At 58.2% G+C, this 26,217-nt stretch carries 29 protein-coding genes and 1 pseudogene; 23 read left to right on the forward strand and 7 right to left on the reverse strand.

Annotated elements, in window-relative coordinates:
- Positions 1 to 37 precede the first annotated feature (37 nt).
- Positions 38 to 946, reverse strand: coding sequence for a 50S ribosomal protein L3 N(5)-glutamine methyltransferase (gene prmB, locus AC19YQ_RS09820; protein ID WP_326427168.1), 909 nt, complete (start codon positions 944 to 946; stop codon positions 38 to 40).
- Between the two features lie 273 nt (positions 947 to 1,219).
- On the opposite strand from prmB, the gene AC19YQ_RS09825 reads away from it, so the two are divergent.
- The 8 genes and pseudogenes from AC19YQ_RS09825 (at position 1,220) to AC19YQ_RS09860 (ending at position 5,548) form a co-directional block, all read left to right on the forward strand.
- Positions 1,220 to 1,810 (forward strand): cysteine hydrolase family protein, encoded by a 591-nt coding sequence (locus tag AC19YQ_RS09825; RefSeq protein ID WP_133076072.1) that lies wholly within the window; start codon positions 1,220 to 1,222, stop codon positions 1,808 to 1,810.
- A gap of 146 nt (positions 1,811 to 1,956) precedes the next feature.
- A complete protein-coding gene (locus AC19YQ_RS09830) occupies positions 1,957 to 2,277 on the forward strand; it encodes a hypothetical protein (RefSeq protein ID WP_219261037.1) in 321 nt (106 codons plus the stop codon).
- A gap of 63 nt (positions 2,278 to 2,340) precedes the next feature.
- Positions 2,341 to 2,898, forward strand: a complete 558-nt coding sequence (locus AC19YQ_RS09835) for a Smr/MutS family protein (RefSeq protein WP_133076070.1) — start codon at positions 2,341 to 2,343, stop codon at positions 2,896 to 2,898.
- A 245-nt stretch (positions 2,899 to 3,143) separates the two neighbouring features.
- A complete protein-coding gene (locus AC19YQ_RS09840) occupies positions 3,144 to 3,902 on the forward strand; it encodes a response regulator (protein ID WP_339478209.1) in 759 nt (252 codons plus the stop codon).
- Positions 3,903 to 3,906: 4 nt separating this feature from the next.
- Positions 3,907 to 4,167: a hypothetical protein gene (locus AC19YQ_RS09845; protein ID WP_339478212.1), complete on the forward strand. Its 261-nt coding sequence runs from the start codon at positions 3,907 to 3,909 to the stop codon at positions 4,165 to 4,167.
- Between the two features lie 121 nt (positions 4,168 to 4,288).
- A pseudogene (locus AC19YQ_RS09850) lies at positions 4,289 to 4,507 on the forward strand (site-specific integrase); the annotation flags it as partial.
- Positions 4,508 to 4,529: 22 nt separating this feature from the next.
- Complete coding sequence (gene folE, locus AC19YQ_RS09855) at positions 4,530 to 5,075, forward strand: GTP cyclohydrolase I FolE (protein ID WP_019826593.1); 546 nt, start codon at positions 4,530 to 4,532, stop codon at positions 5,073 to 5,075.
- A 101-nt stretch (positions 5,076 to 5,176) separates the two neighbouring features.
- A complete protein-coding gene (locus AC19YQ_RS09860; RefSeq protein WP_133076067.1) occupies positions 5,177 to 5,548 on the forward strand; it encodes a glutathione S-transferase N-terminal domain-containing protein in 372 nt (123 codons plus the stop codon).
- A 61-nt stretch (positions 5,549 to 5,609) separates the two neighbouring features.
- On the opposite strand, the gene AC19YQ_RS09865 is transcribed toward AC19YQ_RS09860, so the two are convergent.
- Both AC19YQ_RS09865 and AC19YQ_RS09870 read right to left on the reverse strand, forming a co-directional pair.
- The gene (locus tag AC19YQ_RS09865) at positions 5,610 to 6,212 is read right to left on the reverse strand and encodes a glutathione S-transferase family protein (protein WP_500595037.1); all 603 of its coding nucleotides are present in this window, start codon (positions 6,210 to 6,212) and stop codon (positions 5,610 to 5,612) included.
- Between the two features lie 10 nt (positions 6,213 to 6,222).
- Entirely contained in the window at positions 6,223 to 7,389 is a 1,167-nt protein-coding gene (locus AC19YQ_RS09870) for an aminotransferase-like domain-containing protein (RefSeq protein WP_133076065.1), read from the reverse strand.
- An 82-nt stretch (positions 7,390 to 7,471) separates the two neighbouring features.
- On the opposite strand from AC19YQ_RS09870, the gene AC19YQ_RS09875 reads away from it, so the two are divergent.
- The 3 genes from AC19YQ_RS09875 to AC19YQ_RS09885 all read left to right on the forward strand — a co-directional run bounded on the left by AC19YQ_RS09875 (position 7,472) and on the right by AC19YQ_RS09885 (position 10,146).
- Positions 7,472 to 7,912: a MarR family winged helix-turn-helix transcriptional regulator gene (locus AC19YQ_RS09875; protein ID WP_019826601.1), complete on the forward strand. Its 441-nt coding sequence runs from the start codon at positions 7,472 to 7,474 to the stop codon at positions 7,910 to 7,912.
- 196 nt (positions 7,913 to 8,108) lie between these two features.
- Positions 8,109 to 9,458, forward strand: a complete 1,350-nt coding sequence (locus tag AC19YQ_RS09880) for an NCS2 family permease (protein WP_219261035.1) — start codon at positions 8,109 to 8,111, stop codon at positions 9,456 to 9,458.
- A gap of 61 nt (positions 9,459 to 9,519) precedes the next feature.
- Positions 9,520 to 10,146: a LysE family translocator gene (locus AC19YQ_RS09885; RefSeq protein ID WP_019826607.1), complete on the forward strand. Its 627-nt coding sequence runs from the start codon at positions 9,520 to 9,522 to the stop codon at positions 10,144 to 10,146.
- 146 nt (positions 10,147 to 10,292) lie between these two features.
- Here AC19YQ_RS09885 and uraH read toward each other — a convergent pair whose 3' ends face one another.
- Positions 10,293 to 10,646 (reverse strand): hydroxyisourate hydrolase, encoded by a 354-nt coding sequence (gene uraH / locus AC19YQ_RS09890; protein ID WP_133076062.1) that lies wholly within the window; start codon positions 10,644 to 10,646, stop codon positions 10,293 to 10,295.
- Between the two features lie 374 nt (positions 10,647 to 11,020).
- Between uraH and puuE the strand changes: the two genes are divergently transcribed.
- The 8 genes from puuE to AC19YQ_RS09930 all read left to right on the forward strand — a co-directional run bounded on the left by puuE (position 11,021) and on the right by AC19YQ_RS09930 (position 18,918).
- The gene (gene puuE / locus AC19YQ_RS09895) at positions 11,021 to 11,950 is read left to right on the forward strand and encodes an allantoinase PuuE (RefSeq protein ID WP_133076061.1); all 930 of its coding nucleotides are present in this window, start codon (positions 11,021 to 11,023) and stop codon (positions 11,948 to 11,950) included.
- Positions 11,947 to 12,462 carry a 2-oxo-4-hydroxy-4-carboxy-5-ureidoimidazoline decarboxylase gene (gene uraD / locus AC19YQ_RS09900; protein ID WP_500595038.1) on the forward strand — a complete coding sequence of 172 codons (516 nt, stop codon included), beginning with the start codon at positions 11,947 to 11,949 and terminating at the stop codon, positions 12,460 to 12,462. The genes puuE and uraD overlap by 4 nt, the downstream gene beginning before the upstream one ends.
- 61 nt (positions 12,463 to 12,523) lie before the next feature.
- Entirely contained in the window at positions 12,524 to 13,519 is a 996-nt protein-coding gene (gene alc, locus AC19YQ_RS09905) for an allantoicase (RefSeq protein ID WP_019826615.1), read from the forward strand.
- Positions 13,520 to 13,672: 153 nt separating this feature from the next.
- Entirely contained in the window at positions 13,673 to 14,176 is a 504-nt protein-coding gene (locus AC19YQ_RS09910; protein WP_133076059.1) for an ureidoglycolate lyase, read from the forward strand.
- A gap of 48 nt (positions 14,177 to 14,224) precedes the next feature.
- The gene (locus AC19YQ_RS09915; RefSeq protein ID WP_133076058.1) at positions 14,225 to 15,514 is read left to right on the forward strand and encodes a urate hydroxylase PuuD; all 1,290 of its coding nucleotides are present in this window, start codon (positions 14,225 to 14,227) and stop codon (positions 15,512 to 15,514) included.
- 85 nt (positions 15,515 to 15,599) lie between these two features.
- Positions 15,600 to 16,964, forward strand: coding sequence for a nucleobase:cation symporter-2 family protein (locus tag AC19YQ_RS09920; protein WP_339478227.1), 1,365 nt, complete (start codon positions 15,600 to 15,602; stop codon positions 16,962 to 16,964).
- Positions 16,965 to 17,099: 135 nt separating this feature from the next.
- The gene (locus tag AC19YQ_RS09925; RefSeq protein ID WP_133076056.1) at positions 17,100 to 17,885 is read left to right on the forward strand and encodes an outer membrane protein OmpK; all 786 of its coding nucleotides are present in this window, start codon (positions 17,100 to 17,102) and stop codon (positions 17,883 to 17,885) included.
- Positions 17,886 to 18,132: 247 nt separating this feature from the next.
- Positions 18,133 to 18,918: an outer membrane protein OmpK gene (locus tag AC19YQ_RS09930; RefSeq protein ID WP_133076055.1), complete on the forward strand. Its 786-nt coding sequence runs from the start codon at positions 18,133 to 18,135 to the stop codon at positions 18,916 to 18,918.
- Between the two features lie 19 nt (positions 18,919 to 18,937).
- Here the strand turns inward: AC19YQ_RS09930 and AC19YQ_RS09935 are convergent, their stop codons facing one another.
- Positions 18,938 to 19,540: a TetR/AcrR family transcriptional regulator gene (locus tag AC19YQ_RS09935; protein WP_133076054.1), complete on the reverse strand. Its 603-nt coding sequence runs from the start codon at positions 19,538 to 19,540 to the stop codon at positions 18,938 to 18,940.
- 232 nt (positions 19,541 to 19,772) lie between these two features.
- On the opposite strand from AC19YQ_RS09935, the gene AC19YQ_RS09940 reads away from it, so the two are divergent.
- On the forward strand, positions 19,773 to 20,975 hold the full coding sequence (locus tag AC19YQ_RS09940) for an MFS transporter (protein ID WP_339478231.1): 1,203 nt from the start codon (positions 19,773 to 19,775) through the stop codon (positions 20,973 to 20,975).
- Here the strand turns inward: AC19YQ_RS09940 and AC19YQ_RS09945 are convergent.
- Complete coding sequence (locus tag AC19YQ_RS09945) at positions 20,972 to 21,913, reverse strand: DUF808 domain-containing protein (RefSeq protein WP_500595039.1); 942 nt, start codon at positions 21,911 to 21,913, stop codon at positions 20,972 to 20,974. The genes AC19YQ_RS09940 and AC19YQ_RS09945 overlap by 4 nt on opposite strands.
- 132 nt (positions 21,914 to 22,045) lie before the next feature.
- Here AC19YQ_RS09945 and AC19YQ_RS09950 point away from each other — a divergent pair, with 132 nt between their 5' ends.
- Entirely contained in the window at positions 22,046 to 22,651 is a 606-nt protein-coding gene (locus tag AC19YQ_RS09950) for a TetR/AcrR family transcriptional regulator (protein WP_219261031.1), read from the forward strand.
- A 134-nt stretch (positions 22,652 to 22,785) separates the two neighbouring features.
- Here AC19YQ_RS09950 and AC19YQ_RS09955 read toward each other — a convergent pair whose 3' ends face one another.
- Positions 22,786 to 23,226, reverse strand: coding sequence for a GlcG/HbpS family heme-binding protein (locus tag AC19YQ_RS09955; protein ID WP_048360808.1), 441 nt, complete (start codon positions 23,224 to 23,226; stop codon positions 22,786 to 22,788).
- Positions 23,227 to 23,493: 267 nt separating this feature from the next.
- Here AC19YQ_RS09955 and gcl point away from each other — a divergent pair, with 267 nt between their 5' ends.
- On the forward strand, positions 23,494 to 25,269 hold the full coding sequence (gene gcl / locus AC19YQ_RS09960) for a glyoxylate carboligase (RefSeq protein WP_326397663.1): 1,776 nt from the start codon (positions 23,494 to 23,496) through the stop codon (positions 25,267 to 25,269).
- Between the two features lie 53 nt (positions 25,270 to 25,322).
- A complete protein-coding gene (gene hyi / locus AC19YQ_RS09965; RefSeq protein WP_500595040.1) occupies positions 25,323 to 26,105 on the forward strand; it encodes a hydroxypyruvate isomerase in 783 nt (260 codons plus the stop codon).
- Positions 26,106 to 26,217 lie beyond the last annotated feature (112 nt).

Below are 26,217 nucleotides of genomic sequence, written 5' to 3' on the forward strand. Positions count from 1 at the left end.
CAGCCTTCGTTCCTCGGCAGCTGCTACTCGCCTGCCATCAAACCCGCGAAGCGAACAGCGCCTGATGCTCTCGGCACTGCTCGGCGGTCAGCATGAACACCCCGTGACCACCACGCTCGAAATCAAGCCAGGCAAAGTCGACTTCCGGGTACAGCGACTCGACGTGAACCTGGCTGTTGCCCACTTCAACAATCAGCAGGCCTTTTTCGGTCAGATGGTCAGCCGCCTCGGCCAGCATCCGGCGTACTAGGTTCAGACCATCATCGCCGCAAGCCAGGCCCAACTCCGGTTCATGCTGGTACTCGGCAGGCATGTCGGCGAAATCTTCAGCATCGACATACGGCGGGTTGGACACGATCAAGTCGAAGCGCTGCCCCGGCAAACCATCAAAGCCATCGCCCTGAACGGTGTATACGCGCTCGTCAACGCCGTGACGCTCAATATTCTGGTTAGCCACTTCAAGGGCTTCAAACGACAGGTCGGCCAGCACCACTTCGGCGTTCTGGAACTCATAGGCACAGGCAATACCGATGCAGCCCGAACCGGTGCACAGATCAAGAATGCGCGCCGGCTCAGTCCCCAGCCACGGCTCAAAACGTTTTTCGATCAGCTCACCAATGGGTGAGCGCGGAATCAGTACGCGCTCATCAACGATAAACGACATCCCGCAGAACCACGCTTCGCCCAGCAGATAGGCTGTTGGTACCCGCTCTTCGATGCGGCGCTTGAGCAAATGCTGCAGGTTGACCAGTTCATCGTCTTCAAGGCGGCAATCGAGATAACTGTCCGCGATTTCCCACGGCAGGTTCAGTGCACCCAACACCAGTTGACGGGCTTCGTCCCAAGCGTTGTCGGTGCCATGACCAAAGAACAGCTCTTCCCCATGAAAGTGGCTAACGGCCCAGCGAATATGGTCGCGCAAAGTGCGCAGGCGGGAAGTGATCAATGGTCTTACTCCTCAAAATCGATTGGCGATTCTAACAGCCAAACCTCGACGCGCCAAAGGCAGGCCACCGGTCTACACACCCCGCTGTTTTAAAACGTCAGAACACGTCCATGAAAAACCTGAAATCGCTCCAATTTGTACATTTTTACCTTTCTGCGTTACTCCTTGACATCGCTACAGGCCAGCAACCACACCGCTTGCACGACAGGCCATTCACATAAACGCTCCGCCAGTGGAGAATGTCTCAAAAGCCCCATTCAAAGGAGCCCCCGAATGCCCGCTTTAAAGACGATGTTTCAACTCACTGGACGTGGTTATGCCGCGGCCAATCTGAGCAATGCCAGCCTGCTGATCATCGATGCGCAAAACGAATATCTGAACGGGCCCCTGGCCTTGTCCGGCATGGACGCTGCCACTGCCAACATCGCCCTTTTGCTGGAGGCTGCCCGCAAGGCCAAGCGCCCGGTGATCCATATCCGTCACCTGGGCACCGTTGGCGGCATGTTCGACCCGCAGGGCGAACGAGGCGCGTTCATCAAAGGCCTTGAACCCCAGGGCGATGAGCTGATTATCGAAAAACGCATGCCCAACGCCTTCAATGACACAGGCTTGCAAAAAGCACTGGAGAACCTGGGTTCCCTGGATGTGATCGTCTGCGGCTTCATGAGCCACTCCAGCGTCAGCACCACCGTACGTGCAGCCAAGGACTATGGCCTGCGCTGCACCCTGGTCGAAGATGCCTGCGCCACCCGAGACTTGCCTACCCCGGACGGCATTATCAGCGCAGAGCAGGTTCAGAAAGCCGAGATGGCGATCATGAACGATAACTTCGCCACCCTGACCCTGACTAAAAACCTGATTTGATCTGAATCGGCTTCTGACGGGCGGCCTGCGCAACCGCCCATCAATAAAGACCGTCCACCTGCACGCAGCTTCATGTTTCCCCCCTCCCAGGAACAACCTGCCCAATTCCCTGTCGAAGGGCCGATACCCTTTAAGGAAAGATCGGAATGAAGATCTCCGATGGTTTTGATGCTCGACGCTTACGCCCCAAGGCACACCGTGACTGGCGCTCACGCCTGGTACTGGTGTTTGCCGCGCTGATTGCGCTAGTGGGCGCGCTGTTGCTGGTGGCAGGTGCCGCCAGCCTGATTGGTCGCCCCGGCGCCCTGGGTGAGCTCAATGCCAGCCCGGCGGGTGCAACACTGGTACTGGTGCTTGGCATACTGGTCTGCTGGCTGGGCGTCTGGATGTGGCGTCGTCGCCGTCGCCTGATGCGTCAGCCACTGGGCCTGAACATGGCCCCGCACCTGATGAAAAAACAAGACTGACGCACATCCGCCGCCCGATTGTCGTCGACTTGGGTAAACTAGCCGCCCTTCACGGAGGCTGACATGCAAGACGACGATTTTTCCCTGTTCAAAAACGAGATTCGCGGCGTTAAACCGATCAAGCATGATCGGGCGGACACCGGCAAACCCAAAGCTGACCGTGCACAGCTGGCAAAACTGCGTCAGTCAGCCACTGTGCGCACCAATGCGACCATCATCGACGGCCTGTCAGACCAATTCGTGATCGATGTTGGCCCCGAAGATCAACTGAGCTGGGCCCGTGATGGCGTGCAAGAAAGCCAGATGCGCAAGCTCAAGCTGGGCCAGATCAGTTTCGAAGGCAGCCTTGACCTGCATGGCATGACCGTCGAAAAAGCCCGCGAAACCCTTTGGGAATTCCTCAGCGAAGCCACCCGGCTTGAAGTGCGCTGCGTGCGCGTCACCCACGGCAAGGCCGTACGCCTGGACGGCAAACGTCCAATGATCAAGAGTCACGTCAATACCTGGCTGCGCCAGCACTCACAGGTACTGGGCTTCTGTTCTTGCCAGGCCAAACATGGCGGTGCCGGCGCGGTGTATGTGATGCTCAAACGCACCATGATGGAAGGTCGAGACGAATAACACGCTCTGCAAGGGTTTAAACCCGCTTCGCCTCAGGCAAAGCGGTCAAGTCGAGCAGTTATCCACTAACTGCTCAATAAATATGTACTTTATCCGCCCTCTCCAATCCTGACGACTCGCTAAACTTCGCCCCCCATTAAACTATCTAACTATGCAAAAAGTATGGCTACCCTCGCCTATTAACCTGCTGGATAATACGGGGTAATCGGCGCTTATTTAGCCCTCCACAAATGGATAACCTTTTTGTGACCCCACACCCTCCCAAAACACGCATATTAGTTGTCGACGACCAACCGCTTATCGTTGAAGAGATGTGTGAATTTCTTGAGAGTAACGGGTTCACCTGCATCCCCAGTTACAGTAGCCGCCAGGCCATTGACCTGTTCAACGAAGACCCGTCGATCGCCTTGGTGGTGTGCGACTTGCTGATGCCCGGTTTCGACGGCATAGAACTCATCCAGAGGCTCAAGCAATACTCCAAGAAGCATCGCGTCTTCGATGCCGTCCTGCTAAGCGCCCAGGGCGAAAAAAAGGATCTGGTCCGTGCTCTGCGCGAAGGTTTCTCCGACTACCACCAAAAGCCTGTCAACCCCGACTCGCTGCTTCAGACCCTGAAAAAACTCGAAGAAAAGCAAACAGACAGCGCAGCACACAATCAGAGCACCGAGGCCTTGGGCAGGCGTTTGCAAGGCCTGATAAATTCAATAATCGACATACATTCAGATATTAAAAAGGCCCATCCGCCCCGTGCAAGAAATACCAGTAGCCCATCGGACACCGAACAAACGGACTATAAGGAATTTTTATTCAGTAAGTTATCACCTCGCCAACTGCAAGCGGCACAACTTGTCAGCGAAGGTAAAACAAACTACGAAATCGCCAGCGACATGGGCATTACGCCAAATACAGTAAAACTCTATATTTCACAAATACTGAACTTGACGGGCGCCTCCAATAGAACACAGTTAGCGCTCGCTTTAAAATCACATGGATTGAGTCTATAAAGCGATGAACATACGCTACAGCAAAGGGGTTGGGTCCTTTATCACTATTTGTATGCCGGACGCGGTGAGGGTCGGTTTACACCGTCAACTGAATGCAATAAAGAGCGCCAGGAACAGCCTGCAGGTACGCCTGGCCAGTGAGCGCGCAGAAGGCTTTAGTGAAGCACTCAAGACCCTCGATGTATTAACCAGTGAAGATATGGCCAGCGTCTCCCAGGTGATACACGCCGTGGTTCAGGCCAGAACCCAGGCGCTGACACTGTAACCGGGCCATGCGCCAAAAACTCACGGGCCAGGCTGGCGGTGGTCACGATGATTGGTTGAGCGCGCGCCGGTCGAGTCGGGCTTATTTTCAAGAAGCGCCATCAAATCTGGCCCTCAAAGTGCGCCGACAATACAACTGTCGCCATACCTACGCTACCATGTGCCTCATGGCAGGCATGAACCCTGCGTTTATCGCCAATCAGCTTGGCCACGGCGTGCAGATGTTGCTCTCGACTTACGCTAGATGGCTCAATTCCAGCACAGACTGGAGCGAGCTCGGGAAACTCGAAAACAGCATGATTGGTACAAAATTGGCACGACCCGACGAGGTGCCACTATGAAACCCGCATGGAATATAGCCCTGTGACATTGGAACAAAACTACACCGCGATCCTCGGTCAACTCGGCGAAGACGTTTCCCGTGAAGGCCTTCTGGATACGCCAAAGCGTGCAGCCAAAGCCATGCAGTACCTTTGCCGTGGCTATGAACAAACCCTGGAAGAAGTCACCAACGGTGCCTTGTTCAGCTCTGACAACAGCGAAATGGTGCTGGTAAAAGACATCGAGTTGTACTCGCTGTGTGAACACCACCTGCTGCCGTTTATCGGCAAAGCCCACGTGGCTTACATTCCGAGCGGCAAAGTGCTGGGCCTGTCTAAAGTGGCGCGCATTGTCGACATGTACGCCCGCCGCCTGCAGATCCAGGAAAACCTGAGCCGCCAGATCGCCGACGCAGTGATGCAAGTCACCGGCGCCCTGGGCGTTGCCGTGGTGATTGAAGCCAAACACATGTGCATGATGATGCGCGGTGTCGAGAAGCAAAATTCGTCGATGATTACATCGGTGATGCTGGGTGAGTTCCGCGAAAACGCCGCCACCCGTAGCGAGTTTCTCAGCTTGATCAAGTAATTGGCGACCCGAAAAAGACCGGCGTTTATCGCCGGTTTTTTTTCGTCTGCCTGTTTTCAGGTAAGCTGCGCCCCTTCTTACTTGCCCATGAGGCTTTTACTGTGTTTATCAAAGCGCTTCGCGTAGGCCTGGGTCAGCTCATCATCGCTGGCGATTTTGTTACCCGGCCCAGCAAAAAGCAGCGCCCGGCAGCCGCTCAGGCGCTGGTCGATCAAGCTGCAAAAAGCCTGACCCTGTACCAGTTCCACGCGTGCCCGTTCTGCGTGAAAACCCGCCGCACGTTGCGCCGCCTGAATGTGCCGGTCGCCCTGCGGGATGCGAAAAACAACGAGCAGGACCGTCAGACCCTGCTGGAGCAAGGCGGCAAGATCAAAGTGCCTTGCCTGCGCATTGAAGAAGACGGCAAGACCACCTGGATGTACGACTCCAAGGTGATCATTGAGTACCTGAACCAGCGCTTTGCCAACGTTTAAAAATCACGCCCCCGCCCATAAAAAAACCGGCTCAAGGCCGGTTTTTTTATGGGCGATCAGCTCAATCGAGCATCCCCACATGCCGCGGATGGCTTGCCACCCTTTGCAGCCAGGCCTGAATGCCAGGATAGCCGCTGAGATCAAAGCCGCCCTGATCGGCCACATGGGTGTAGGCGTACAACGTCACGTCAGCAATCGAGTACTGCTCACCCACCAGGTACGGGGTGCGATTAAGCTGTTGCTCCATCACATCCAGCGCCTTGTAGCCGCGCTTTTGCAGTGCGCGGTACTCCTCCAGACGCTCTTGCGGCAACCCCAGGTAAAACTGGATAAACCTTGCCACCGCAATGTAAGGCTCATGGCTGTACTGTTCGAAAAACTGCCATTGCAGCACCTGAGTGCGCAAACGCGGCTCAGCCGGCAAAAACTCGCTGCCGTCGGCCAAGTAGTTGAGAATCGCGTTGGACTCCCACAGGCACGTGCCGTCTTCCAGCTCCAGCACTGGCACTTTGCCGTTCGGGTTTTTCGCCAGGAAATCCGGGGTTTGTGTTTCGCCCTTGAGGATATCCACCGCGAACCACTGATACTCAATGCCCAGCAAATGCAGCATCAGCTTGATCTTGTAGCAGTTGCCCGAATTGTAATCGCCATAAACCTTGAGCATCGTGCCTCCTTTAGGCCGCTTGAGCGGCCTGAGCCTGACGAATAACGTTAGCCAGGCGCTTGAGGCCTTCGTGCAGACGCGCCGGGTCGATGTGGCTGAAGTTCAGGCGCAGGCTGCCTACGTTCTGGTCCGGGTTGGCGAAGAACGGTTCACCCGGCATGAATGCCACGTTCTGCTCCAGCGCAGGCTTGAGCAACGTACGGGTGTCGAACGGCTGCTTGAGGGTCAACCAGAAGAACAGGCCGCCCTGTGGCACGTGCCAGTCCGCCAGGTCCGAGAAGTGCTCTTCCAGCGCCAGCTGAAAACCGTCACGGCGCACGCGGTAGAAGTCACGCAGCTCGGCCAGGTGGTTGGTCATTTTCTCGGTGCCGATCCACTGCAAAGCCTGCCATTGGCCAACACGGTTGGTGTGCAGGTCAGCCGATTGCTTGAGGCGCAGCAAATGGGGGAACAGATCAGGGCTGGCAATCAGGAAGCCGACGCGCAAGCCCGGCAACAGGGTCTTGGACACGGTGCCGGTGTAGATCCAGCTGGCTTTTTTCAGGCGGCTGACAATCGGCGTGGCACTGCCGCCGTCAAAGTTCAGTTCGCGGTACGGCTCATCTTCAATCAGGGTGACGCCGAACTCGTCGAGCAAGGCCGCTACGGCGTCGCGCTTGGTTTCGCTGTAACGCACGGCAGACGGGTTCTGGAACGTCGGGATCAGGTAGATGAAGGCCGGGCTGTGTTTTTCCAGCTGCACACGCAAGGCAGCCAGGTCCGGGCCGTCGGCTTGCAGCGGGAACGTCAGGCACTCGGCACCGAACAGCTGGAAGATTTGCAGCGCCGCCAGATAGGTCGGCGCTTCGAGCATGATTTCAGTGCCTTTGTCGATGTACAGCTTGGCTGCCAGGTCCAGCGCCTGCTGCGAACCGCTCAGCACCATGACCTGGCTCGCATCGCAATCAACGCCCAATGCGCGGGCCTCTGCGGCCAGTACTTCACGCAGTGCCGGCTCGCCTTCACTCATGCCGTATTGACCCATCGAGGCCGGCATGTCGGTCCAGTCGACCTTGGGCAGCATGGCTTCAGCCGGTAGCCCGCCAGCGAAAGACATGACTTCCGGACGTTGGGCCGCAGCCAGAATTTCACGAATCAAAGAGCTTTTCAGGCGGGAAACACGTTCGGAGAAGGCCATACAGATCACCGGTAGCGGAAGTAATTGGAAATAAGTCAAACTGGTTGACCGAAACTACGCCGCGAAGCCTAGATACGTCAATATGCTTGACCTTAAAAATCCGACCACTCAGCGTGCCGCCATGGAAGCCTTCTTCTTTGGCTATCAAGCGTTTACTGCCAAGGCAGACGAAATGCTGGCGCGCCGTGGGCTGAGCCGGGTGCATCAGCGCATCGTTTTTTTTATCGCCCACCATCCCGGTGTAAGCGTCAAGGAACTGCTGACGCTGCTGGGCGTAAGCAAACAAGCCCTCAATACGCCATTACGCCAGCTGATCGAAATGGATCTGGTGCGCAGCGTCGCGCCCGAGACCGACAAGCGCAAACGCCTGCTGGAGCTGACCGCTGACGGCGTCACCTTCGAGAAAAACCTGCGCCGCGAGCAGGTCAAACTGCTGCAACGGGTGTTCGCCCAGGCCGGTGACGACGCCGTCAATGGCTGGCTGGCGATCAATCATGCCCTGGGCCAAAGCCGCCAGCCCTAGCCTGGATACTGAAGCAGGGTTCCCACAACAAGCCCACTTCCACCCATCACTTTCGGCCACAATCCAGAAAACATTATTTGCTTTTTTTGTATACAAAAGCATAATTCATCTCGCCTGCATTCTTGACCCAAAGGTCAGAAAAATGCTGCACGCCTCACCAGTGCCCTTAAAAACAATAAAAGCCTGAGGAAAAACCGTGGACAGCCAAAAGTCAGAAGTACCCGCCGTTGAACTTTCTCCCCCCTCCTCCCGCGGCTGGCTGGAGCGCCTGTTCAAACTGTCGCTGCATGGCACCACGGTCAGGACCGAGCTGATCGCCGGGCTGACCACCTTTATCACCATGGCCTACATCATCTTCGTCAACCCCAACATCATGGCCGACGCGGGCATTGATCACGGCGCAGCCTTTGTGGCGACCTGCATCGCCGCTGCCCTGGGCAGCCTGTTAATGGGGCTCTACGCCAACTGGCCCGTAGGCCTGGCGCCAGGCATGGGCCTGAATGCGTTCTTCACCTACACGGTGGTCGGGACGATGGGTTACAGCTGGGAGACCGCCCTGGGCGCGGTCTTTGTCTCTGGCGTACTGTTTCTGATTCTGACCCTGTCACGGGTGCGCGAATGGCTGCTCAACAGCATTCCTGCCAGCCTGCGTTATGCAATGGGTGCGGGGGTCGGTTTGTTTCTGGGGATCATCGGCCTGAAAACCTCGGGCATCATCGTCGATAGCCCGGCCACCCTGATCAAGCTCGGCTCCCTGCGCGACCCGGCGCCGCTGCTGGCCGCCGTGTGCTTTTTGATGATTGCGATTCTTAGCTACCACCGCGTGTTCGGCGCGATCCTGATCAGCATTATCGCCGTCACTCTCGCGGGCTGGGGCCTGGATCTGGTGCACTACAACGGCATCATGTCTGCGCCGCCAAGCCTGGCTCCGACCTGGATGGCGATGGACCTCAAGGGTGTGTTCAATATCAGCATGATCAGCGTGGTGCTGGCCTTCCTGTTTGTACACATGTTCGACACTGCCGGCACCTTGATGGGCGTGGCCCAGCGTGCCGGCTTGGTCAAGGCTGACGGCAAGATCGAAAATCTGTCCAGGGCACTCAAGGCTGACAGCGCCTCAAGCGTGTTCGGCGCCGTGGTTGGCGTGCCACCCGTGACCAGCTATGTCGAAAGCGCCGCAGGGGTCGCGGCAGGCGGTCGGACCGGGCTCACCGCCGTCACCGTGGGCGTGCTGTTTGTTGCCGCGATGTTCTTCGCCCCCCTGGCTGGCATGATCCCCGCTTATGCCACAGCAGGCGCCCTGATTTACGTCGCGATGCTGATGATGGGCGGCATGCAGCACATCAACTGGGACGAACCCACCGACTGCATCCCGGCCATTGTGACCATGATCATGATGCCAATGACCTTCTCGGTCGCCGACGGGATTGCCCTGGGCTTTATCAGCTATGTCGCACTCAAGGCAGGCACCGGTAAATACCGCGAAATTTCTGTCAGCCTGTGGGTGCTCTGCGCTATTTTCATCGCCAAGTTTATTTACCTGTAAACCGGGCGATATCAACCGGCCCCGCCAATGACGCGGGGCCTTTGTGCTATGGGAGGAAGTGATGAGTCTGGAAACCTGGCTGCTGTTCAGCAGCGCGGCATTGGTGGTAATCCTGATTCCGGGGCCTTTGTCGTTATTGATGATCAGCAACAGTTTGAACTACGGCTTGCGCCGTTCTTACCCGGCGTTTCTGGGGGGTGTATTTGCCTCGATTTGCCTGCTCAGTGCTTCGGCACTGGGTTTGGGGGCTTTGTTGCTGGCCTCGGAAAAACTCTTCAGCGCCCTGAAAATCGTCGGCGCGCTGTATCTGTTTTATCTGGCCTGGCAAAGCTGGAAACAATCGCGCCAGCCGGCCACAGTCACCAACGTGCCTGAAGCCGCACCAAAACCGCGCTTCAGCGCCCTGTTCGGGCGCGCGTTTGTACTGGGCGCCAGCAATCCGAAAGACATTTTGTTCTTTGCTGCCTTCCTTCCGCAGTTCCTAAACCCCGACCTGCCCTTCCTCAACCAGTTGCTGGTGATGATCGCCACCTGGACCGTACTCGACCTGCTGTGCAAGCTGGCCTACGGCCTTGGCGCCCATGGTGCGGCGGGCTATCTGCGCAGCGGCAAGGGCCAGAGCTGGTTTAACCGCATCAGCGCCGGGTTGTTTGGTGTAGCGGGAACGGCGTCACTGCTGAGCCGCTGATACAGCACCGCCTGTGTGGGAGGGGGCTTGCTCGCGATACAAGATGCCATCGCGAGCAAGCCCGTTCCCACAAGTCATTTGTAGACAGGCAAAAAAAAGCCCGCAGTGTGAGCGGGCAAATAACCACATGCGCAGATCGATATCTTCTAGCTACCGCGATAAGTCGAGTAGCTGTACGGCGAAATCAGTAGCGGTACATGGTAGTGATCCTGCTCGGAACTGATCCCGAAACGCAGTACCACCACATCCAGAAACGCCGGCTCCGGCAATTTCACACCCCGCGCGCGGTAGTAATCACCGGCACTGAACTGCACCTGGTAAACCCCCGAACGGTACGTATCCCCTTCCAGCAACGGCGCGTCGCAGCGGCCATCGCTATTGGTCAGCGCTGTAGCGACCAACTCCAGCCCCGAACCTTCAACCCGATACAACTCGACCTTGATCGAGCTGCCCGGACAGCCATGTGCGGCATCCAAAACGTGCGTAGTCAAACGTCCCATAGATTGTGCGACCTCCCGAGTCGGTGAAAAAAATGGCCACTGCACCCCTTTGGCGCACCAAAAGCATCAGCGAGAACACGATTAAGACATTTATCAAAAAAATTGTACACAATTAAAAAGCACAATTTCAGCCAGCCCTTGAGCCGCACCGCCTGCACGGTATTTCCTGTCAAAGCCGCAGGGTTAGCAGACTTCTTATCCATAAGCTGACCAATCAGGCAGGTTTCTTGCAAGTACCTTTCAGGCGCGAAGCATGGTAGAAATAGAAAAAATCAGGGTTACAAATAGATTATAAAGTTGTATACAATCAAGCCATCGCAGTGACGCCAGGTCTGGCCAATCGACTGTTAACACAAACAATAAGGAAGACTGTAGTGAGCGCTGACTACCCACGCGACCTGATTGGTTACGGTCCAAACCCTCCGCACCCGCATTGGCCGGACAACGCCCGTATCGCCCTGTCTTTCGTACTCAACTACGAAGAAGGCGGCGAGCGCAACATCCTGCACGGCGACAAGGAATCTGAAGCGTTCCTGTCCGAAATGGTCTCGGCGCAGCCGTTGCAAGGCGAGCGCAACATGAGCATGGAGTCCTTGTACGAGTACGGCAGCCGCGCAGGCGTGTGGCGTGTACTCAAACTGTTTCGCGAGTTCGACATCCCGCTGACCATATTTGCCGTGGCGATGGCCGCCCAGCGCCACCCGGACGTGATCCGCGCCATGGTTGCTGCCGGACATGAGATTTGCAGCCACGGGTATCGCTGGATCGACTACCAGTACATGGATGAAGCCCTTGAGCGTGAACACATGCTCGAAGCCATCCGCATCCTCACCGAAATCAGCGGTGAACGCCCGCTGGGCTGGTACACCGGCCGCACCGGCCCCAATACCCGTCGCCTGGTGATGGAAGAAGGCGGTTTCCTGTACGACTGCGACACCTATGACGACGACCTGCCCTACTGGGAACCCAACAACCCTACCGGCAAGCCGCATCTGGTGATCCCTTACACCCTGGACACCAATGACATGCGCTTCACCCAGGTGCAGGGTTTCAACACCGGCGAGCAATTTTTCCAGTACCTCAAGGATGCTTTCGATGTGCTGTACGCCGAAGGCGCAGAGTCGCCGAAAATGCTATCCATCGGCCTGCATTGCCGCCTCATTGGCCGCCCTGCGCGTCTCGCCGCCCTCAAGCGTTTCATTGAATACGCCAAGGGTCATGAACAGGTCTGGTTCACCCGCCGCGTGGACATCGCCCGCCACTGGCACGCCACCCACCCTTTTGTTGCAGAGACCGCCAAATGAGCGCCTTCAAGACCCTCAAGCCTTCACAACTGAGCCGTGAAGCGTTCGTGGCAGCCTTTGCCGATATCTACGAACACTCGCCCTGGGTAGCCGAAAAAGCTTACGACCTGGGCCTGGACAGCAGCGTCGACACCATCGAAAGCCTGCACCAGCGCATGAGTGACATTTTGTTGAGCGCCGATCACGCCAGCCAGCTGGCACTGATCAATGCTCACCCGGACCTGGCCGGCAAAGCAGCCGTCCAGGGCCAACTCACCGAAGCCAGCACCCATGAACAAGCTGGCGCCGGTATTCACCAATGCACGGCCGAAGAGTTTCAACGCTTCACCGAGCTGAACGAGGCCTACAAAGCCAAGTTCAAGTTTCCCTTCATCATGGCGGTAAAAGGCAGCGACAGGCACCAGATCCTCGCCGCGTTCGAGACCCGCATCCATAACCCGGCAGACGTCGAGTTCAAATGCGCGTTGGCAGAAATCAACAAAATTGCCCTGTTCCGATTACTCCAGCTCTAAGCCGAACCGGCACGTGCCGGTGACGCATCTCCAGCCACTTAATTAAAGGCAGACAAGAAGAATGAAAGCTTACGCCGTACCTTTCGAGAAGTTCGTCAACCTGGCCGATGCCCGCCTGGGCACCAAAATCGTTTCGGTCACCGATGACTGGTTCGCCGACGCCAACCGCCTGTTCCAGCCGACCCCGGCCGTATGGAAGGAGGGCGTTTTCGATGACAACGGCAAGTGGATGGACGGCTGGGAGTCCCGCCGCAAGCGCTTCGAAGGCTATGACAGCGCAGTGATCCGCCTGGGCGTTCCGGGCTCGATCAAGGGTGTGGACATCGACACTTCATTCTTCACCGGCAACTTTCCGCCGTCTGCCTCGCTGGAAGCCTGTTTCCTGGCCTCGGGCGAACCCAACGAAAACACCCAGTGGGTTGAAGTGCTGTCGGCTGTCGAGCTGCAAGGCAACAGCCATCACTACCACGAAATCAGCAATGACCAGGCCTTCAGCCACCTGCGCTTCAACATCTACCCGGATGGCGGCGTAGCGCGTCTGCGCGTGTATGGCGTGCCGTTCCGTGACTGGTCGGCAGTGGGTGACAACGAGCAGATCGACCTGGCAGCCGCCCTCAACGGTGGCCGCGCCCTCGCCTGCTCCGACGAACACTTCGGCCGCATGAGCAACATCCTCAACCCGGGCCGCGGCATCAACATGGGCGACGGTTGGGAAACCGCACGCCGCCGTACTCCGGGCAATGACTGGGTCATCGTGGCGCTGGGCCATGCAGGCGAGATTGAAAAAATCATCGTCGACACCCTGCACTTCAAAGGCAACTACCCCGACAGCTGCTCGATCCAGGGCGCGTTCGTCAAGGGCGGTACCGACAGCCAGATCGAAACCCAGTCGCTGTTCTGGCGTGAGCTGCTGCCGAGTCAAAAAATGGAAATGCACGCTGAGCACACCTACAGCGAGCAACTCAAAAACCTCGGCCCGATTACCCATATTCGCCTGAACCTGTTCCCGGACGGTGGTGTAAGCCGCATTCGCGTACTGGGCAAAGTAGCGAAGTAATGCTGAGCCTGTAGTCGCTGCCGCAGGCTGCGAAGGGTTGCGGAGCAACCCGTTATCTCAAGGCCCTGCGCTTCATCCCAGGGCTCGCAGCCTGCGGCAGCGACAACAAAAGCAACACGATGACCTGACAGAAACCCGAATAAGAAGACCACCATGCGCACATTGATGATTGAACCGCTGACCAAAGAAGCCTTCGCCCCTTTCGGCGATGTGATTGAAACCGATGGCAGCGACCACTTCATGATCAATAACGGTTCGACCATGCGCTTTCACCGTCTGGCAGAAGTCGAAACGGCTACGCCAGAAGACAAGGCGATCATCAGCATTTTCCGCGCCGAGGCGCAGGACATGCCATTTACCGTTCGCATGCTGGAGCGCCATCCGCTGGGCAGTCAGGCGTTTATACCGCTGCTCGGCAACCCCTTTCTGATCGTGGTCGCGCCACTTGGCGATGAACCTGTATCAGGCTTGGTCCGCGCCTTTGTCAGTAATGGCAGGCAGGGCATTAATTACCATCGCGGCGTTTGGCACCATCCGGTGCTGACGATCGAAAAGCGGGATGACTTCCTGGTGGTTGATCGCAGTGGCACAGGCAATAACTGCGATGAGCATTTCTTTAAAGAGGATCAGTTGCTGTTCCTCGCCCCCCACCAATAAGAGAAGGTCCAACACTCATAAAAGAGTGACGGGCAAGAGGTAAAGACTGTGGAAGCACATCTAATGGAATGGCTGAATCTGAGCGTGCGCTGGATTCATATGATCACTGGTGTGGCCTGGATCGGCGCATCGTTTTATTTCGTCTGGCTGGAGAACAATCTCAACCGTGCCAACCCCAAGGATGGCCTGGCAGGCGATCTATGGGCGATTCACGGCGGCGGCATTTACCACCTCGAAAAATACAAGCTGGCCCCACCCACCATGCCGGAAAACCTGCACTGGTTTAAATGGGAAGCCTATTTCACCTGGATGTCAGGCATCGCCCTGCTCTGCCTGGTCTTCTACTTCAACCCCGCGCTGTACCTGATTGCTCCCGGCAGCAGCCTGAGCGGTCCCGAAGCAGTGGCAATCGGGATCGGTTCGCTGATCGCCGGCTGGTTCGTTTACGACTTTCTCTGCGACTCCGCCCTGGGCAAGCGCCCGGCGTTGCTCGGTTTCGTCCTGTTTGTGTTGCTGGTTGCGGCAGCGTTCGGCCTGAGCAAGGTGTTCAGCGGGCGCGGTGCTTACCTGCATGTGGGCGCCATTATCGGCACCATCATGGTCGGTAACGTGTTCCGCACCATCATGCCCGCACAACGCGCTCTGGTAGCCGCTATCAAGGAAGGCCGCAGCCCCGATCCAGCCCTTCCGGCCAAAGGCCTGCTGCGTTCGCGACACAACAACTACTTCACCTTGCCGGTGCTGTTCATCATGATCAGCAACCACTTCCCGAGCACCTATGGCAGCCAGTACAACTGGCTGATCCTGGCCGGGATTGCGGTGCTGGCGGTGTTGGTGCGTCATTACTTCAACACCCGTCATGACAGCCACAAATATGCCTGGACCTTGCCTGTGGCAGCGTTGGGCATGATCTGCCTGGCTTACGTCACCGGTCCAAAACCGGTGTCGACCGCGCCCGAAACGGCCAAGGTCATCAAGTACCAGCCGCTTCCAGAAACCGCGCTAGGCGGTGTCAAAGCCGCGGATGCTCCGGCCCCGGTCACCGCGCCCGCTGCCCCGGCAGCACCGGTGGCCACCGTCGATTTCGAGAAGGTCCACTCGGTGATCCAGGAACGCTGCACGGTCTGTCATTCCGCCACCCCTACCAGCCCGCTGTTCAGTGCAGCCCCGGCAGGCGTGATGTTCGACACCGCGCAGCAGATCAAGCTCATGGCCCCACGTATTCAGGCCCAGGCCGTCGCCACCCCGATCATGCCGCTGGGCAACATCACCCAGATGACCCAGCAGGAACGTGACCTGATTGGCGCCTGGATCAGTGCGGGAGCCCAGACCAACTGATGCACATACTTTGCGGGCGCAGCCTGGTTGCGCCCGCAAGTACACACCACTAGCTCACAACAATAAAAAATGACCGAGGTGTTGCATGTCCGATTTAACCGAACCGCGCATACCCGCCATAACCGCGCCGCCCCCGCTGGCGCGGCTACCCATGCTGCAACTGATCCTGGTCGGTTTGCAGCATGTGCTGCTGATGTATGGCGGCGCCGTGGCCGTGCCGCTGATCATCGGACAGGCCGCAGGCCTGAGTCGGGAAGAAATCGCCTTTTTGATTAACGCCGACCTGTTGGTGGCGGGTGTCGCCACCATCGTGCAATCGATGGGGATCGGCCCCATGGGTATTCGCATGCCCGTCATGATGGGGGCCAGCTTTGCGGCCGTCGGCAGCATGGTGGCAATGGCCGGGATGCCGGGCATCGGCCTGACCGGGATCTTCGGCGCGACCATCGCCGCAGGCTTTTTCGGGATGATCATTGCGCCGTTCATGTCCAAGGTGGTTCGCTTCTTTCCACCCCTGGTCACCGGCACCGTGATTACATCGATCGGCCTGTCCCTGTTCCCCGTTGCGGTCAACTGGGCCGGTGGCGGCAGTGCTGCTGCGCAGTTCGGTTCCCCGACGTACCTGGCCATTGCGGCACTGGTGCTGGGAACCATCCTGCTGATCAACCGCTTCATGCGTGGCTTCTGGGTCAACATTTCGGTATTGATCGGCATGGCTCTGGGCTATGTCCTGTCAGGCGCCATTGGCATGGTCGACCTCTCCGGCCTGGACAACACCCCCTGGCTTCAGGTCGTCACGCCACTGCACTTCGGCATGCCGGAATTTCATCTGGCCCCGATCCTTTCGATGTGCCTGGTGGTGGTGATCATTTTTGTCGAGTCCACCGGGATGTTCCTGGCACTGGGCAAAATCACCGACCAGGAAGTCACTCCACGCATGCTGCGTCGCGGCTTGCTGTGTGATGCCGGGGCGTCGTTCATTGCAGGTTTCTTCAACACCTTTACCCACTCCTCATTCGCCCAGAACATTGGTCTGGTGCAGATGACCGGCGTGCGTTGCCGCTCGGTGACGATCATGGCCGGTGTCTTTCTGATCACCCTGAGCCTGCTGCCCAAGGCGGCGTATCTGGTGGCCTCGATTCCGCCTGCGGTTCTGGGTGGCGCAGCCATCGCCATGTTCGGCATGGTCGCGGCCACAGGCATCAAGATCCTCCAGGAAGCCGACATTGCCGACCGCCGCAATCAATTGCTGGTGGCCGTAAGCATCGGTATGGGCCTGATCCCGGTGGTACGCCCCGAGTTCTTCGCCCACCTGCCACTGTGGATGGACCCCATCACCCACAGCGGCATCGCCATGGCCGCCGTCAGCGCGGTATGCCTGAACCTGATGTTCAACGTACTGGGCGGCGCCGAGCGCGCAGCCATGAGCGGGCACGTGCATCAGCACTGACCTGTGGGAGCGGGCTTGCTCGCGATCGGATCACCGCGGTTTACCTGAACAACCGCAGTGCCTGAGTCGCGAGCAACCCCGCTCCCACAGATTTGCCAGCATCTGACACAAAACAATAATAAAAGGGAGTTATCCATGAACTGCAAACACTGGGGCGTCACGCTCGCGGGTGGGTTTCTGGCTGCCAGCCAGGCAATGGCCGGTGATCTGTTTCTGTGGCAAACCAACAGCCTGACTTACCTGTACGGCAAGAATTTCGCGATCAACCCTTCGATCCAGCAAACCGTCACTTTCGAACATGCCGACAAATGGAAATACGGCGACAACTTCCTGTTTGTCGACCGCATTTTCTACAACGGCAAGGATGACCCCAACAAAGGCCCGCACACCTACTACGGCGAGTTCAGCCCACGCCTGTCGTTCGGCAAGATCTTCGACCGCACGCTTGAGTACGGCCCTATCAAGGACGTGCTGCTGGCCATGACCTATGAGTACGGCGAAGGCGACAGCGAGGCGTATCTGATCGGCCCCGGCTTTGATCTGGCGGTGCCGGGCTTTAACTACTTCACCCTTAATTTCTATCGTCGTCATACCGAAGGGCCGCGCCCTGGTACCGGGGTTTGGCAGATCACCCCGTCGTTTTCCTACACCATCCCCATGGGCCGTTCCAACCTGCTGATCGACGGCTACATGGACTGGGTGGTGGACAACGACCAGAACTCACGCGGCACCTATCACGCCAACCTGCACTTCAACCCCCAGATCAAATATGACCTGGGCAAGGCCCTGAACCTGGGTGAAAAACAGCTGTATGTCGGTATTGAATACAGCTACTGGAAGGACAAGTACGGCATCGAAAGCAGCAGCCGCCTGGACACCAACCAGAACACCGCCAGCGCCCTGATCAAAGTCCACTTTTAAGTTAAAGACAGTGCACGCTCTGTTGTCCCTCACCCAGGGTGATAACAGAGCGCTTGAGTGCAAACGCCTGAGCCAGTATTCTCCGCGCCCGCTCGAACGCCAGTAACATTTAAAGTTGACTCAAGAGGCAACTTTAAACCTTTAAATCAAAGGCTTACTGACTGTTTTTAAGCACGGACCAAGGCGCCAATACAGAGCGCCACGTTCTCACTACTGCACGACTTTTTACTTTTTTGGAGCTAACCGAATGAAGCGCACTCTTACCAGCCTGATGCTTGCGGGGAGCATGTTGGGCGGGGCTCCGGCAGTCGCCGGCGACCTGCTGCAATGGCAAACCAACAGCCTGACTTACTTGTATGGCAAGGACTTCCAGGTCAATCCAAAGATTCAGCAAACCCTCACTTTCGAGCATGCTGACAGCTGGAAGTACGGCGATAACTTCTTCTTCCTCGACCGCATTTTCTACAACGGCAAAGAAGACGGTAACGTTGGCCCGAACACCTATTACGGCGAGTTCACGCCTCGTTTGTCGTTCGGCAAAATCTTCGACCAGAAGTTTGAATTTGGCCCGATCAAAGACGTGCTGCTGGCCATGACTTACGAGTTTGGCGAAGGCGACACCGAGGCCTACCTGATCGGCCCCGGTTTCGACCTGAACGTGCCGGGCTTTGACTACTTCCAGTTGAACTTCTACCAGCGCTTCCCTGAAGGCAACCGTGCTGGCAAAGGCGTCTGGCAGATCACCCCGGTGTGGTCCTACACCCTGCCCTTGGGCAATTCCGATGTGCTGATCGACGGCTACATGGACTGGGTGGTGGACAACGACCAGAACTCACGCGGCACCTACCACGCCAACCTGCACTTCAACCCGCAGATCAAATATGACCTGGGCAAGGCATTGAGCTGGGGCGCCAAGCAGTTGTACGTCGGTGTTGAATACGACTACTGGAAAAACAAGTACGGCATCGAAGACAGCGGTTCATTCAAAACCAACCAGGACACTGCGAGCCTGCTGGTCAAGTACCACTTCTGATGCGCGAGCCCCGGGCGCCTTATCGCGCCTGGGGCACCTGCAACAAACCCCGCAGCATCAGGTCCAGGCTGTCCAGCGCAGCCGCCAGACGCTGCGGCGGGTTGTCGGCCTCGGCAATCCAGAACGACGCATCCATCAAGCCGCCCTGAATCAGGCGCGCCAGCGCCTCGGGGTCGGTGCGTTGAATCACGTGTGTATCCATCAAGCCTTGCAGCATCGCCGCCATCGACAGACAGCACACTGACTGAGTGTTCTGCACGTATTGCGAGCCCAGCACCGAAGGCGCATCCCGCAACAAAATGCGCTGCACTTCGATTTGCAGGGCCATCTCCAGATACAGCCGGCACTGATCCTGAAACCCTTGCCACTGGCTGTCGGCTTGCTCAAGCACCTGGGCCAGTTGCGCATCCAGCTCGGCATCGATTTGCTGGGCCACCGCCTGAAACAAACCCTTTTTGTCACCGAAATGGTGATACAGCGCCCCGCGCGTCAAGCCCACCGAAGCCGTCAACTCATCCATCGAGGTCTGGGCGTAGCCCACCGAACCAAAGGCCAGCCGTGCAGCTTCAAGCAGCTTGCCACGGGTTTCTTCGATCATTTGCGACCGCGCTTTGGGCGCCATGCCTGCCACCTTTAATTTGGGATACACGACGTATGTTAATTGACATACGCCATGTATGCGTATATTTCTACATACGCCGCGTATGTAGCATTCACGAAAATATGTAGTCGCTGCCGCAGGCTGCGAAGGGTTGCTCTGCAACCCGTTTTCCAAAATGCTCCGCGGCTCCCTTCGCAGCCTGCGGCAGCGACTACAGAATCACAGTGTGTCCACTCAATGTTCCGGAGCTTGTATGGCTAACCCTTATCGCGAGATTTTCAGCGCCCCCGGCACCAAGGCTTTCAGCGGCGCGGGCCTGATCGCACGGATGCCGATATCCATGGTCGGCATCGGCATCATCACCATGCTTGCACAGTTGCAGGGCTCCTATTGGCTGGCCGGTGGCGTGGCCGCCACCTTTGCCCTGGCCACTGCCCTGCTGGCACCGCAGATCTCACGCTGGGTCGACCGCTACGGCCAGAGCCGCATCCTGCCGGGCGTCACCGCCATTGGCGTCAGCGGCCTGCTGGCCCTGCTGCTGTGCAGCCATTTTGGCGCGCCGGACTGGACGCTGTTTGTGTTCGCCGCACTGTCGGGCTGCATGCCCAGCATGTCGGCGATGGTGCGGGCACGCTGGACCGAGCTGTACCGCGGCTCGCCCAAATTGCACACCGCGTTTTCATTCGAGTCGGTACTCGATGAGGTCAGCTTCATTATCGGCCCGCCGATTTCCGTGGGCCTGAGCGTCGCCCTGTTCCCCCAGGCCGGGCCACTGGCGGCAGCCATCCTGCTGGCCATTGGCGTCAGCGTGTTTGTGCTGCAACGCAAGACCGAACCGCCGGTACATCCGCGCAGCAACGAACACGGTGGCAGCGTACTGCGCCAGGGCGCCGTGGTGATCCTGCTGCTGGCCTTGCTTGGGCTGGGGACGATTGTGGGCACAGTGGACGTGGTCAGCGTGGCCTTTGCCCAGCATCAGGGCCAGCCTGCGGCTGCCAGCATCGTACTGTCGATGTACGCCTTCGGTTCTTGTGTCGCCGGGCTGATCTTCGGCACGCTCAAACTGAACATGCCGCTGCCCAAACTGTTTGTGCTGGGGGCACTGGCCACATCGGTCACGATGGTGCCACTGATGTGGGTCGACAGCGTCGCGACGCTGGCCGTGGGAATGCTGGTCGCCGGGCTGTTTTTTGCGCCAACCCTGATCACCGCCATGGGCCTGGTGGAAAACATCGTACCGCCCGCCAAACTGACCGAGGGCCTGACCTGGATGATTACCGGCCTGGGCATGGGGGTTGCCCTTGGCGCCGTCCTGGGTGGCTGGGTGGTGGACGCTTACGGCGCCCAGGCGGGCTTTACCGTGTCCCTGGCTGCCGGTGGCGTGATGGTGCTGTTCGCCGTGCTTGGCTACCGCCTGCTGCAGGACAGCACCGTACCCCGCGCCATAGCGGCCTAGCCTTTGACCGCGCGCCAGACCTTGCTCACACCAGACACCACCGCCAGCACCACTGCGCCGGCAATAATGCCGGCCACGGCGTTGAGCAAGGTCGGCACGATTGCCGAGACCACGCCCAGCCATTGCGCGCTGCCTTGGGCCACGCCTTCAACCCAGTGATGCAGCGCCGGTACGCCGTGGGTCAGGATGCCGCCGCCGACCATAAACATCGCCGCCGTGCCGATCACTGTCAGGCTTTTCATCATGTAAGGCGCAGCGCTCAACACGCCGCGGCCAAAACTGCGCTGGAACCGCGGCCATGCACCGTCGCCGGTTTTTTTGCTCAAGTACAAGCCACCATCGTCGAGCTTGACGATACCGCCCACCACGCCATAGACGCCGATCGTCATCACAATCGCGATCCCCGACAACACCACCACTTGTTGCATCAGCGGTGACTCGGAGACGATTCCCAGGGTGATGGCAATGATTTCGGCCGACAGAATGAAGTCCGTGCGCACTGCGCCCTTGACCTTGTCCTTTTCAAACGCCGCCAGGTCGACTTCAGCGCCGGCCAGCGACTCTTGCAATGCCTGGCGCTGGTTTTGGGCGTCAGCCTTGCTGTGTGTGAGGCTATGGGCAACCTTCTCAAAACCCTCAAAACACAGATATGCACCGCCCACCATCAACAACGGTGTCACCGCCCACGGCGCAAATGCGCTGATGGCCAGTGCTGCGGGTACCAGGATCAGCTTATTGCGAAACGAGCCCTTGGCCACGGCCCACACCACCGGCAACTCCCGGTCGGCCCGCACGCCCGAGACCTGCTGGGCGTTGAGCGCCAGATCGTCGCCCAGCACCCCGGCGGTTTTTTTGGCGGCCACTTTAGTCATCAGTGCGACGTCATCGAGCACGGCGGCAATATCGTCGAGCAACATCAGCAAGCTACTGCCAGCCATAGAAAAACGTCCTTTAGGATTGAATGGCCACAAGCATAGCGCGTGACAGCCCGAAAGCTGCAATCTTGAGCCACTTGCAAGCCCGGTGCTACCATGCCCGACCGCCCCAGCAGGCAAGGACATATCGGGTTTATGAGCAGTATCCGCGAGCGTAATAAAGAACTGATTTTGCGTGCCGCCAGCGAAGAGTTCGCTGACAAGGGTTTCGCCGCCAGCAAAACCAGCGACATCGCGGCCAAGGCAGGCGTGCCCAAGCCCAACGTCTACTACTACTTCAAATCCAAGGAAAACCTCTATCGCGAGGTACTTGAGAGCATTATTGACCCGATTCTGCGGGCTTCGACACCGTTCAATGCCGATGGCGAACCGAACGAAGTGCTGAGCAATTACATCCGCTCAAAAATCCTCATTTCACGCGACTTGCCGTTTGCCTCCAAGGTGTTTGCCAGCGAGATCATGCACGGCGCCCCGCACCTGAGCGAAAAACAGGTCGAACAGCTCAACGTCCAGGCCAAGCACAACATCGACTGCATCCAGATCTGGATCGACCGTGGCCAGATAGCCCCGATCGACCCCCATCACCTGATGTTCAGCATCTGGGCGGCGACCCAGACCTACGCCGATTTTGACTGGCAGATCACCGCCATCACCGGCAAGGCCAAACTCGAAGACAGCGACTACGAAGCCGCGACCCAGACCATCATCCGGCTGGTGCTCAAGGGTTGTACTCCAGACTGAGCCCCTCTTCGAAACCTGTGGGAGCGGGCTTGCTCGCGATGGCATCACCGCGCACTCCTGAGGGACCGCGCCGTTTGCATCGCGAGCAAGCCCGCTCCCACAAGGTCCGCCCCGCCTCAATACGGTCTCTGCGGTTAGACCACCACCCCCGCATCCGCCCGCAAGCCCAGCGCTTCCACTGCACTGATCGCGCACTGCTCGTCGATGTCCGAAGTATCCCCGCTGATGCCGATCGCGCCGACCACTTGCCCCGATTGATCACGGATCAACACCCCTCCAGGCGCCGGTACGACGTCGCTCTGCCCCATCCCGTTAAGGGCGGCATAAAACGCCGGCCGCTGCTGTGCGTCGAGCGCCAGCAAACGCGAACCCTTGCCCAGGGCAATCGCGCCCCAGGCTTTGCCAATCGCGATGCTGGGACGCAACAGGCTGGCGCCATCCTCGCGCTGCAGCGCCAACAGATGTCCGCCACTGTCGAGCACCGCCACCGTTAACGGTGCCGCGCTGATCTGGCGCCCCGTGCTCAAGGCCTGAGCAGTAAGGTCTAAAGCGACTTTCAAGGTTAAAGCACTCATGGTTGCCGTCCTTATCTTGTTATGGAAAGCCTTTCGCGCGCCGCTTCAAGGCGCATTCAATGCAGACAATAGAACACAATATAAAATTGTTTTGTATACAATTTTAATAAGCCAATCATTTAAAAAATACCGACAGTGCCTGAATACAGGGACTGGGACTCATCAGTCACAGATTCAACAAAAGCCATTGACCTGCACCGCGGAGGATGAATACACTCGCTCAACAGCCACTTGTATACAATTACAAAACGTAATAGGCACAAAACAATGAGCAAAATGAGAGCAATCGAAGCCGCCGTTCTGGTGATGCGTCGCGAAGGTGTCGATACCGCGTTCGGTATCCCGGGTGCCGCAATCAACCCGTTGTACTCGGCCCTGCAAAAGGTCGGTGGCATCGATCACGTCCTTGCTCGCCACGTGGAAGGCGCCTCGCACATGGCCGAGGGCTACACCCGTACCAAGGCCGGCAATATCGGCGTGTGCATCGGCACTTCGGGCCCGGCAGGCACCGACATGGTGACGGGCCTGTACAGCGCTTCGGCCGACTCGATCCCGATTCTGTGCATCACCGGCCAGGCACCACGGGCGCGGATGCATAAAGAAGACTTCCAGGCAGTCGATATCACCACCATCGTCAAACCCGTCACCAAGTGGTCGACCACCGTGATGGAACCAGGCCAGGTGCCTTACGCCTTCCAGAAAGCCTTTTACGAAATGCGCTCCGGGCGTCCCGGCCCGGTGCTGATCGACTTGCCGTTCGATGTACAAATGGCCGAAATCGAATTCGACATCGATGCCTACGAACCGCTGCCATTGGCCAAGCCATCGGCGACCCGATTGCAGGCTGAAAAAGTCCTGGCCCTGCTCGATCAGGCCGAACGCCCGCTGCTGGTCAGTGGCGGGGGCGTCATCAACGCCGACGCCAGCGAGTTGCTGGTGGAATTCGCCGAGTTGACCGGCATCCCGGTCATCCCGACCCTGATGGGCTGGGGCACGATTGCCGACGATCACCCGCTGATGGTGGGCATGGTCGGCCTGCAGACGTCCCACCGCTACGGCAACGCCACCCTGCTCAAGTCCGACGTGGTACTGGGCATCGGCAACCGTTGGGCCAACCGTCATACCGGTTCGGTCGACGTTTACACCGAGGGTCGCAAGTTCATACACGTCGATATCGAGCCAACCCAGATCGGCCGCGTGTTCAACCCGGATCTGGGCATCGTTTCCGACGCAGGTTCCGCGCTCAAGGTATTCCTTGAAGTGGCCCGCGAATGGAAGGCCGCCGGCAAGCTGAAAAACCGCAGCGCCTGGCTGCAAGACTGCCAGCAACGCAAGGCCACGCTGCACCGCAAGACTCACTTCGACAACGTGCCGGTCAAACCCCAGCGCGTGTACGAAGAGATGAACCAGGTGTTCGGCAAAGACACGTGCTACGTCAGCACCATCGGTTTGTCGCAGATTGCCGGTGCGCAGTTCCTGCACGTTTACAAGCCGCGTCACTGGATCAACTGCGGTCAGGCCGGCCCTCTGGGCTGGACCATTCCTGCGGCGCTGGGCGTGGTCAAGGCCGACCCCGACCGTAATGTGGTGGCGCTGTCCGGCGACTATGACTTCCAGTTCATGATCGAAGAACTGGCCGTGGGCGCACAGTTCAACCTGCCGTATATCCACGTCGTGGTGAACAACTCCTACCTTGGGCTGATTCGTCAGGCGCAACGCGGGTTTGAAATGGACTACTGCGTTCAGTTGGCTTTCGACAACCTCAACGCACCCGAACTCAACGGCTATGGCGTTGACCACGTTGCCGTCGTTCAAGGCCTGGGCTGCAAGGCCTTGCGTGTGTTCGAACCGAGTGAAATCCAGCCTGCACTGCGCAAGGCCCAGGAGCTGATCAAGGAGTTCCGCGTACCCGTGATGGTGGAAATCATCCTGGAGCGCGTGACCAATATCTCGATGGGCACCGAAATCAACGCCGTGAACGAATTTGAAGACCTGGCGCTGGTGGGCAACGATGCACCGACCGCCATTTCGATGCTGGATTAATTGACTGCCCCTCTCTTTAAAGGAGAGGGGCCACCTATTTGCAGGAGTTCACCATGCCGCGTTTTGCCGCCAACCTGTCCATGCTGTTCACCGAACAGGATTTCCTTGTCCGTTTTCAAGCGGCTGCCAACGCTGGTTTTCATGGCGTTGAATACCTGTTCCCTTACGACTACAGCTCTGCCGAGATCAAGGCGCAGCTCGATGCCAACAAGCTGACCCAAGTGCTGTTCAACCTGCCGGCCGGTGACTGGGCCAAGGGTGAGCGCGGGATCGCCTGCCATCCGGATCGGGTCGAGGAGTTCCGTGCCGGGGTTGACCTGGCCATTGCTTACGCCCAGGTGCTGGGCAACGACCAGATCAACTGCCTGGCGGGGATTCGCCCACAAGGCGCAGACGATGCGCTGATCGAAAAAACCTTCGTCACCAACCTCAAATACGCGGCCGACAAGCTTCAGGCGGCGGGCATCAAGCTGGTCATGGAGTCGATCAACACCCTCGACATTCCGGGCTTTTACCTGAACAACACGAAACAGGCCCTGGCCATTCAGGAAAAGGTCGGCAGCACCAACCTGTTCCTGCAATACGACATCTACCACATGCAAATCATGGAGGGCGATCTGGCCCGCACCATGCAAACGCACCTGGGGCACATCAACCATATCCAGCTGGCCGATAACCCGGGCCGCCATGAGCCGGGCACTGGCGAAATCAACTACCGCTTCCTGTTCGATCACCTGGACCGCATTGGCTATCAGGGCTGGGTGGGTTGCGAATACAAGCCACTGACCAGCACCGAAGCCGGTCTGGCGTGGCTCAAGACCCATAACGCGGTGTAACTCTGTGGGAGCGGGCTTGCTCGCGATGGCAACGACGCGGTGTACCTGTCACTCCACAGCGCTCCCCTCGCGAGCAAGCCCGCTCCCACATCAGCCCACCTACTCTGAATCG

It is taken from the genome of Pseudomonas sp. MF06569, assembly GCF_059862735.1.

Coding starts and splice junctions, on each gene's coding strand:
- AC19YQ_RS09825 (WP_133076072.1), top strand. CDS start 1,220: ATGCCCGCTTTAAAGACGATGTTTCAACTCACTGGACGTGGTTATGCC.
- AC19YQ_RS09950 (WP_219261031.1), top strand. CDS start 22,046: ATGAGCAGTATCCGCGAGCGTAATAAAGAACTGATTTTGCGTGCCGCC.
- AC19YQ_RS09945 (WP_500595039.1), bottom strand. CDS start 21,913: ATGGCTGGCAGTAGCTTGCTGATGTTGCTCGACGATATTGCCGCCGTG.
- AC19YQ_RS09925 (WP_133076056.1), top strand. CDS start 17,100: ATGAACTGCAAACACTGGGGCGTCACGCTCGCGGGTGGGTTTCTGGCT.
- AC19YQ_RS09830 (WP_219261037.1), top strand. CDS start 1,957: ATGAAGATCTCCGATGGTTTTGATGCTCGACGCTTACGCCCCAAGGCA.
- AC19YQ_RS09940 (WP_339478231.1), top strand. CDS start 19,773: ATGGCTAACCCTTATCGCGAGATTTTCAGCGCCCCCGGCACCAAGGCT.
- alc (WP_019826615.1), top strand. CDS start 12,524: ATGAAAGCTTACGCCGTACCTTTCGAGAAGTTCGTCAACCTGGCCGAT.
- AC19YQ_RS09910 (WP_133076059.1), top strand. CDS start 13,673: ATGCGCACATTGATGATTGAACCGCTGACCAAAGAAGCCTTCGCCCCT.
- AC19YQ_RS09930 (WP_133076055.1), top strand. CDS start 18,133: ATGAAGCGCACTCTTACCAGCCTGATGCTTGCGGGGAGCATGTTGGGC.
- uraH (WP_133076062.1), bottom strand. CDS start 10,646: ATGGGACGTTTGACTACGCACGTTTTGGATGCCGCACATGGCTGTCCG.
- AC19YQ_RS09920 (WP_339478227.1), top strand. CDS start 15,600: ATGTCCGATTTAACCGAACCGCGCATACCCGCCATAACCGCGCCGCCC.
- gcl (WP_326397663.1), top strand. CDS start 23,494: ATGAGCAAAATGAGAGCAATCGAAGCCGCCGTTCTGGTGATGCGTCGC.
- AC19YQ_RS09955 (WP_048360808.1), bottom strand. CDS start 23,226: ATGAGTGCTTTAACCTTGAAAGTCGCTTTAGACCTTACTGCTCAGGCC.
- uraD (WP_500595038.1), top strand. CDS start 11,947: ATGAGCGCCTTCAAGACCCTCAAGCCTTCACAACTGAGCCGTGAAGCG.
- AC19YQ_RS09935 (WP_133076054.1), bottom strand. CDS start 19,540: ATGGCGCCCAAAGCGCGGTCGCAAATGATCGAAGAAACCCGTGGCAAG.
- AC19YQ_RS09870 (WP_133076065.1), bottom strand. CDS start 7,389: ATGGCCTTCTCCGAACGTGTTTCCCGCCTGAAAAGCTCTTTGATTCGT.
- AC19YQ_RS09835 (WP_133076070.1), top strand. CDS start 2,341: ATGCAAGACGACGATTTTTCCCTGTTCAAAAACGAGATTCGCGGCGTT.
- AC19YQ_RS09845 (WP_339478212.1), top strand. CDS start 3,907: ATGAACATACGCTACAGCAAAGGGGTTGGGTCCTTTATCACTATTTGT.
- AC19YQ_RS09885 (WP_019826607.1), top strand. CDS start 9,520: ATGAGTCTGGAAACCTGGCTGCTGTTCAGCAGCGCGGCATTGGTGGTA.
- AC19YQ_RS09865 (WP_500595037.1), bottom strand. CDS start 6,212: ATGCTCAAGGTTTATGGCGATTACAATTCGGGCAACTGCTACAAGATC.
- hyi (WP_500595040.1), top strand. CDS start 25,323: ATGCCGCGTTTTGCCGCCAACCTGTCCATGCTGTTCACCGAACAGGAT.
- AC19YQ_RS09875 (WP_019826601.1), top strand. CDS start 7,472: ATGCTTGACCTTAAAAATCCGACCACTCAGCGTGCCGCCATGGAAGCC.